General features: G+C 37.0%; 7 protein-coding genes and 1 pseudogene. 7 read left to right on the top strand and 1 reads right to left on the bottom strand.

Going from position 1 to position 7,620, the window contains the following annotated elements:
• A pseudogene (locus tag F8162_RS27885) lies at nt 1–170 on the bottom strand (UDP-N-acetylglucosamine 2-epimerase (non-hydrolyzing)); the annotation flags it as partial.
• Nucleotides 171–804: 634 nt separating this feature from the next.
• Between F8162_RS27885 and fabZ the strand changes: the two are divergent.
• The 7 genes from fabZ to F8162_RS27850 all read left to right on the top strand — a co-directional run bounded on the left by fabZ (nt 805) and on the right by F8162_RS27850 (nt 7,610).
• Nucleotides 805–1,239 (top strand): 3-hydroxyacyl-ACP dehydratase FabZ, encoded by a 435-nt coding sequence (gene fabZ / locus F8162_RS27880; protein WP_075396245.1) that lies wholly within the window; start codon nt 805–807, stop codon nt 1,237–1,239.
• 155 nt (nt 1,240–1,394) lie between these two features.
• Nucleotides 1,395–2,306: a transcription antiterminator LytR gene (lytR, locus tag F8162_RS27875; RefSeq protein WP_151631992.1), complete on the top strand. Its 912-nt coding sequence runs from the start codon at nt 1,395–1,397 to the stop codon at nt 2,304–2,306.
• 195 nt (nt 2,307–2,501) lie between these two features.
• Nucleotides 2,502–3,494, top strand: a complete 993-nt coding sequence (gene galE / locus F8162_RS27870) for a UDP-glucose 4-epimerase GalE (RefSeq protein ID WP_151631994.1) — start codon at nt 2,502–2,504, stop codon at nt 3,492–3,494.
• A gap of 122 nt (nt 3,495–3,616) precedes the next feature.
• On the top strand, nt 3,617–4,288 hold the full coding sequence (locus tag F8162_RS27865; protein WP_151631996.1) for a response regulator transcription factor: 672 nt from the start codon (nt 3,617–3,619) through the stop codon (nt 4,286–4,288).
• 11 nt (nt 4,289–4,299) lie between these two features.
• Nucleotides 4,300–5,730, top strand: coding sequence for a sensor histidine kinase (locus F8162_RS27860; protein ID WP_151631998.1), 1,431 nt, complete (start codon nt 4,300–4,302; stop codon nt 5,728–5,730).
• A 66-nt stretch (nt 5,731–5,796) separates the two neighbouring features.
• Entirely contained in the window at nt 5,797–6,579 is a 783-nt protein-coding gene (locus F8162_RS27855) for a DUF3919 family protein (RefSeq protein ID WP_151631999.1), read from the top strand.
• Nucleotides 6,576–7,610 (top strand): ABC transporter substrate-binding protein, encoded by a 1,035-nt coding sequence (locus tag F8162_RS27850; RefSeq protein ID WP_151632001.1) that lies wholly within the window; start codon nt 6,576–6,578, stop codon nt 7,608–7,610. The genes F8162_RS27855 and F8162_RS27850 overlap by 4 nt, the downstream gene beginning before the upstream one ends.
• Nucleotides 7,611–7,620 lie beyond the last annotated feature (10 nt).

Raw genomic sequence — 7,620 nt, 5'->3', positions numbered from 1 at the left:
ATTCCAAAGATACTTAATACTTGATCTAACATTTGACGATGTTGCGCCGTTACAGTCACAATCGATTCAATTTTCTCTGAATGCTTTTGCAACTCTAACACAAGAGGTGCCATTTTAATTGCTTCTGGGCGTGTCCCAAAAATTGTCATTACTTTTAAACGTTCAGTCATTTTGTTGCCTCTTTCCTTTACCATTTAAAAAATCTGGTAGTATTGTTACTGTATTATTATACATGAAAGTTATAAGGAAAAGGGGGGAATCACCCTTATATAGAAGATATTGAAATTTAATTGAATAGCATTTTTGTATCATGAAATCAAAGAGTACGAGAGATATTGATATTAGATTGATTTTGTTAAAAACATTTTAATAAATAAACGGAAAACATATGTAAAAGTGATAACGATAAGAGAGTATATTTTTTGATATTTTATTTTAATGTTAAAATATAATAATTTAAAGAAAATAGGAGGAAAAAAGAGAAAATGCTAATAATTATCCTGAAAAAAAACAAAAAAGGTGTAATATTAGGTTTTTCTTTCAAGATTTTCTCCTATATAATGATTTATGAATACGACATTAAGGCTTAATATATTTGATATAATTTGCCTTTCCCTAACTTGGGTATACACTCTTTTCAACCTCCGTGTCAGAGATAACATATATTGAAAAGAGTGTATACATTTTTTTATTTTAGAAGAGAAATTCTAAAATCTTTTTTATAATGACAAATGAGAGTTAAAATGGGATAATGATAGTATAACTTCTGGTGGTATGACCAATCTTGTGTAAGGAGAGAAGTGTATGCTAGATATTCAACAAATTAAAGAAATAATTCCTCATCGCTATCCATTTCTACTAGTGGATAAAGTTTTAGAAGTAGAAGAAGGAAAGCGTGCTATTGGAATAAAGAATGTTACAGCTAATGAAGAATTTTTTAATGGGCATTTTCCAGATTATCCTGTAATGCCAGGTGTTTTAATTGTAGAGGCTTTAGCACAAGTTGGTGCTGTTGCTATGTTGAAGAAAGAAGAGAATCGTGGTCGCTTAGCATTCTTCGCAGGCATCGATAATTGCCGCTTTAAACGACAAGTCCGCCCAGGTGATCAGCTTCGTTTAGAAGTTGAAATGACGCGTGTACGTGGGTCAATTGGAAAAGGAAAAGCAGTTGCTACTGTAGATGGTGAAATTGCTTGTGAGACAGAAATCACGTTTGCGCTTGGTGACAAGAAAGAATAAATATATTAAGATATGTGATAGACAAATAACAATATATAATTGTTGTTTGTCTATTTTTTGTGGATCGCTATATTATTTGGTTTTATTAAGTTTTTTTTTTGTATAATAGGATTTATATGTATTGTAAGTTAGGCTTAAGAAAGAAGGTTACAATAATGAAAAAGAAAATTTTATTTTGGGTACTCGGTATTCTTGGGGTACTAATCATAGGTGGAGGAGTTTATGCCTATAATGTATATTCTTCTGTATCTAATACATTAAAAGAAGTGCATAAACCTTTAAAACGAGATCAAAACAACAGTAATGTTGGAGAAAAAGTTAGTAAGAGTGAACCCGTGTCAATTTTATTACTAGGAGCAGACGAGCGCGGTAATGATAAAGGGCGTTCAGATTCTTTAATGGTGATTACATTAAATCCTAAAAATAACTCTATGAAAACAGTAAGTATTCCTCGTGATACGTATACAGAAATTGTTGGAAAAGGCAAAAGCGATAAAATCAATCATGCTTATGCATTCGGCGGAGTAGATATGTCTGTAGCGACCGTAGAGAACTTCTTGAATGTTCCTATTAATTATTATATTGAAGTGAACATGGAAGGCTTTAAAGATATCGTTGATGCAGTCGGTGGGGTAGATGTAAATAATGATTTAGAGTTCTCTCTAGAAGGGAAGCATTTCCAAAAAGGGAATATTCATTTAACAGGTGACCAAGCTCTAGCATACACACGTATGCGTAAAGAAGACCCACGTGGTGACTTTGGACGTCAAATGCGTCAACGTCAAGTAATGCAGGCTGTTATTAAGAAGGGGGCAAGCTTCTCTTCTTTAACAGGTTATGGGGATGTATTAACGGCAATTCAAAAGAATGTGAAGACAAACTTAACGCAAGATCAAATGTTTGATATGCAAAAGAACTATAAAGATTGCTTGAAAAATAGTGAGGATATCCAAATCCCAGGTGACGGTCACAAGGCTGCCGATGGCATTTGGTATTACTATGTTCCAGATGCAGCAAAACAAGATTTAACAAATAAATTAAGAGCACATCTTGAAGTGACTAAGTAATAAGTAATGACCCAAATTCTTTAGATTGAATTCGGTTTCCCAAGTGCTAAAGGGCATGAAGTTTGGGCACAATATGTAACGGATTATTTCGTTGCTAAGTAATAAAGGTACACAAAAGGTATACGAGCAATCGTATACCTTTTATAATAAGTAAGTGAGTAAGTAAGCAATCCTAATATATGTAGGAGGAAGACAATGAATTCAATTCTAATCTGCGGCGGAGCCGGTTATATCGGTTCTCACGCTGTAAAAAAATTAGTAGACGAAGGTTTATCTGTTGTAGTAGTAGATAACTTACAAACTGGTCATGAGGATGCAATTACAGAAGGTGCGAAGTTTTATAATGGAGACCTTCGTGATAAAGCATTTTTAAGAGATGTTTTTACACAAGAAAATATTGAGGCAGTTATGCATTTCGCAGCTGATTCTTTAGTTGGCGTTAGTATGGAGAAGCCTCTTCAATATTATAATAACAATGTGTATGGTGCACTTTGTTTATTAGAGGTAATGGATGAGTTTAAGGTAGATAAGTTTATTTTCTCTTCTACTGCGGCAACGTATGGTGAGGTAGATGTAGATCTTATTACTGAGGAAACGATGACAAATCCAACGAATACATATGGAGAAACGAAGTTAGCAATCGAGAAGATGCTTCATTGGTATAGCCAAGCTTCTAATTTACGTTATAAGATTTTCAGGTACTTTAACGTGGCTGGTGCAACTCCAAATGGTATTATTGGGGAAGATCACCGTCCAGAGACGCATTTAATTCCTCTTGTACTGCAAGTGGCGTTAGGGCAACGTGAGAAGATTATGATGTTTGGTGATGACTATAATACACCAGATGGTACTTGTATCCGTGATTATATTCATGTTGAAGATTTAGTGGCAGCTCACTTCTTGGGTCTTATAGACTTGCAGAACGACGGAGAGAGTGATTTCTATAACTTAGGAAATGGTAATGGTTTCAGCGTGAAAGAAATCGTTGATGCAGTTCGCGAAGTTACAAATCATGACATTCCTGCTGAGGTAGCACCGCGTCGTGCGGGAGATCCAGCACGTTTAGTTGCTTCTTCTCAGAAAGCGAAAGAGAAGTTAGGCTGGGATCCGCAGTATGTAAATGTGAAGACAATCATTGAGCATGCTTGGAATTGGCATCAGAAGAAACCTAATGGGTATGATAAATAAAATATAATAAGTGAAAGAGAGGGTATTGTCGTTCAACATATGTTCGACAATACCCTCTCTTTTTTTATAAGATTTTTGCTATACTAAACTGTACTATAATACGTGATGGAAGGAGGAGAATAATGAAAATACTTGTAGTTGATGATGAATCGAGCATTCGTAATTTGATTCGGATGCAGTTGGAGATGGAAGGGTATGAAGTGCTCACTGCGGCTGATGGGAGAGAAGCTTTAGAGAGATGGAATGAAGGGCCGGACGTATTGATTTTGGATGTTATGCTTCCAGATACAGATGGGTACGAGTTGCTTCGTTTGTTCCGCGAGAAGAATAGAGATATTCCAGTACTCATGTTAACTGCGAAGAGTCAGATGAATGATAAATTGCTCGGGTTGCAGCTTGGCGCAGATGATTATGTGACGAAGCCGTTTAATTATGCAGAGCTTATTCTTCGGGTCAAGAATATGACGCGGCGTGTGAAGAAGACAGAGGTAACGGTAAGCCATGAAGTAATTGGAGCGGGAGAGATAACGATTTGCCCTAAGGAAAGAAAAGTGCATGTGAGTGGACAAGAAATTCAGTTAACGTACCGAGAGTTTAATTTATGTCAGTTGTTTGTTTCAAATCCGCAGCGTGTATTTATGAGAGATGAGTTACTTGAGAAAGTATGGGGATTTGAGTATATCGGAAATACGAGAGCGGTTGATATTATGGTGCAAAGACTGCGGAAGAAGTTAGGGAATAGCGGGGAATATATTAAGACAATTTATGGCGTTGGCTATAAACTGGATTGTTAAGTGGTGATGGTATGTCTTTAAAAAGAAATATGGTGTTTGGAATAGTTGGACTGTTAATCCCGATTTTTGTTCTGTTGTACGCGGTTGTTTATATTACGTTAGAAAAGAATATGTATCATAACGCGGCAAATTCTTTGGAGAAGTTAAGTATAGAAGCACAAATTTATACGATGAATTATTTAGAGAAGGAAGCAGAGGTGGAGACGCTCGGTCCGAATTCACTTTTAATTGCTTCGTATTTAGCGAAGCGTATGGATGTCCGTGTACAGATGATTGGGAAGAATGGAGATGTTGTTGCGGATACGCAAAAGGGAGCACTTCTTCACCGGAATATTGATATTGAAAGCTCTTTGAAGGGGAAGAAATCTTATGTTTTTGAAGAGGGAGACCCAGCTCCAATTCTTTTGTTTTCAAGCCCAGTGTATTATGGAAACGATGTCATTGGAAGTGTCCGCTTCATAAATGAATTAACGGGTGAGAAGGAAGTTTTAACAAATGTTGGTTGGACGTTTTTAATGACGTCTCTTTGTTTAGTAGCTGCGGGTATTTTCTTTGCAATTCGTTTGGCAAAGTCTCTTCATAAGCCGATCGATCAGTTAAGACAAATGGCGCATCGGCTTGCGAATGGTGATTATAAAAGTAAGATTGAGCTAAATGAATATGTAGAAATTGCTCAGCTTTCAGCATCTTTTAATGCGATGGCCGATGGAATTGAGCTGCATATTAAGCAATTGAAAGAGGAGAAAGAGAAGCAGAAAGATTTCTTAGACCGTATTACGCATGAGCTAAAAACACCGCTAACTGCAATTATTGGCTATGTGGATTTAATTCCGAAGTTAAAGGCGCAGGAAGATGTACAGGAGAGCCTGCGATATGTAGCTGTAGAAAGTGAGCGTTTATTATCACTTGTAGAGGAATTACTTAAGTCTTCAAAGTACGGGACGAGTACGTTTGAAGTGTCACCTACAGTTGTGAATGTAAAGGAATTAGCAGAAGAAGCAGTTTCAATTGTGAAACCTCGTCTGCAGAAATTTGAGATTGAAGTGATAAATGAGTTAACAGATGTACATGTTGTTGCAGATTTTGATAAGACGAAACAGATTTTCTTAAACGTGCTTGATAATGCGATAAAATATAGCGATGCTACGCAAATTCGTATGAATGTAATCGTAAATGAACGTGAGGCGAAGGTTTTTGTTCATGATGATGGCATTGGTATAGATGAAGGCGTGCTTGCAGAGTGGAATGAATCACCAGGCGGGAAGGTACTGCCTTCTAGTTACGGGAATGGTTACGGTTTGTATATTTGTCAGGAGATTATGAGTAAGCAGGGCGGAAGTATGCGGATTGAGAGTAGTGAAGAAATAGGTACTACCATATTTATTACATTCTTACTTCCGAGACGGATGGAAGACATAAAAAACTTGAAAGCGGTTAAATGATACATTTATGAAACAATTATGCGGTATTTTCGAAACAACGTTTTTTTATCTTGGAGGTAGGCAGAAATGAAAAGGCTATCATTTCAAATTCTTATGTTTGTTCTTTGTATAATTGTTTCTCTTATTTTGTTTTATGTGATGGAGAAGCAAATATACAACCGAATCACAATAGTGAATGACAAACAAACTGTTTTACAAAGAGTGAATGAATCCCTGCCTACTGAAATGAAGGTTAGACATGAAAAGTGGGGAGAAATTGTTATAACGGATGAAGTTCGTTTGCATACGATTGTTTCATTCTTTGACCGAATTCAAATAGAACCGAGAGAAGCTAAGATTCAAGAACAAGTATTTACTGGAGAAGTAACGTACTTGAATGGACATAAACGTACTTTTGCAGTAGGTGACTTGTTCCAGTACGGGGCTGATATGTACGGAAAGAATGGTACGGACCCAATGATTTCAGCATTTCAAACGTATTTGTTAAGCCTGTATTACACACCAGAACGTATTAGTGATTTTTTTGCGTCAGCGCAGGATGTCATAGTACGCCAAGGTGATGTAGAACGTACGATGAATGTTACGCACATACTTGATTCGATTCGGTACGCAAAGCAAATTACAGATTACGGAGAAATACAGAAATTATTACAATCACAGAATGAACCGATTGCTTATATTACCGCGTATAAAACAGGGAAGCGTATAAAGAATGAGCGAGAAGACATTCTTACTATTTCTGTATATCCATCGTACTTTGTTGTGCAATATCTCGGTGATAATAACGGGAATGTTATGTATATGAAAAGCTCCCTCGCAAATGTATTTGTAAAGGAGAATGTGTCATGAGAAAGATAGCCTTTTTCTTCTTTTTGCTAGTAATTGGAGGAGCGATGTCTAGTTGCTCTCGAGATACAACCTCTATTAAATATAATAAAAGTGGTCTCCCTATTTTGGATGATCGTCATCTTGTTGCGTATGTAGCAGCTCGTGAGGAAGTTGGTGAAGCTTTGCTGTCATCATTTTGTAAACCACGCGGCTGTACGTATGAATTTATTCGTCTTTCGACAGAGGAGCTTCTTCGGAGGGTAGAAGAGGAAGCTGGAAACCCGAAAGCGGATATTATTATTGGCGGTACGGTAGACGCGCATCAAATGATGAAACAAAAAAATCTATCTATTCCTGTTACAAGTCAGCACGCGAACCGTATTTCGAAAACTGTTAAAGATAAAGACGGTTATTGGTACGGTTATGAAGTGGAGAAGCTGGCAATCGCGATCAATAAAGAGCGGTGGAATGAAGAAATAGCACCGCTCGGACTTCCTTATCCATCAAGGTGGAAAGATTTGTTACATCCAGTATATAAGGGAAAGATTGTGATGCCCGATCCAAATGTATCAGGAACAGCATATACGTTTTTTCAATCACTTATTGATACTGTAGGTGAAGAGGAAGCGAAGGAATATGTGAAGAATCTCGCAGGACAAGTTGGTGAAGTAACGGTGAATGGTTACATACCAGTGGAGCTTGTTGCGAGTGGTGAGTATATGATAGGCATCAATTTCATGGGAGATCAGAGAATGCTTCAAAAACAAGGCTTTCCAATTGTAAGTATTGTACCTGAGCAAACAGGGTTATCTGTTAATGCGATTTCGAAACTAAAACGTGCACCGAATGGTATTATTTCGGATTTATTTATTGATTATTGTTTATCAGAAGAAGCGGGTCACATTTTAGAAAAGGTTTCGTTTGGCGTACCAACGATGTTTGCGAAGAATGAGCAAGAAATAGAAGGACAGCCGGTTAGAAGAACAAACAAAAATATATCAAATAGCGGAATAATCGAGATATGGAATAGACAGCGTCTCTCTCAGAAGTGAGAAAAGGAGA

The organism is Bacillus sp. CH140a_4T, from assembly GCF_008923725.1.
Taxonomy (GTDB): Bacteria; Bacillota; Bacilli; order Bacillales; family Bacillaceae_G; genus Bacillus_A.
The sequence above is the reverse complement of the archived record's forward strand: the minus strand, read 5'-3'. Positions and strand labels throughout refer to the sequence as shown.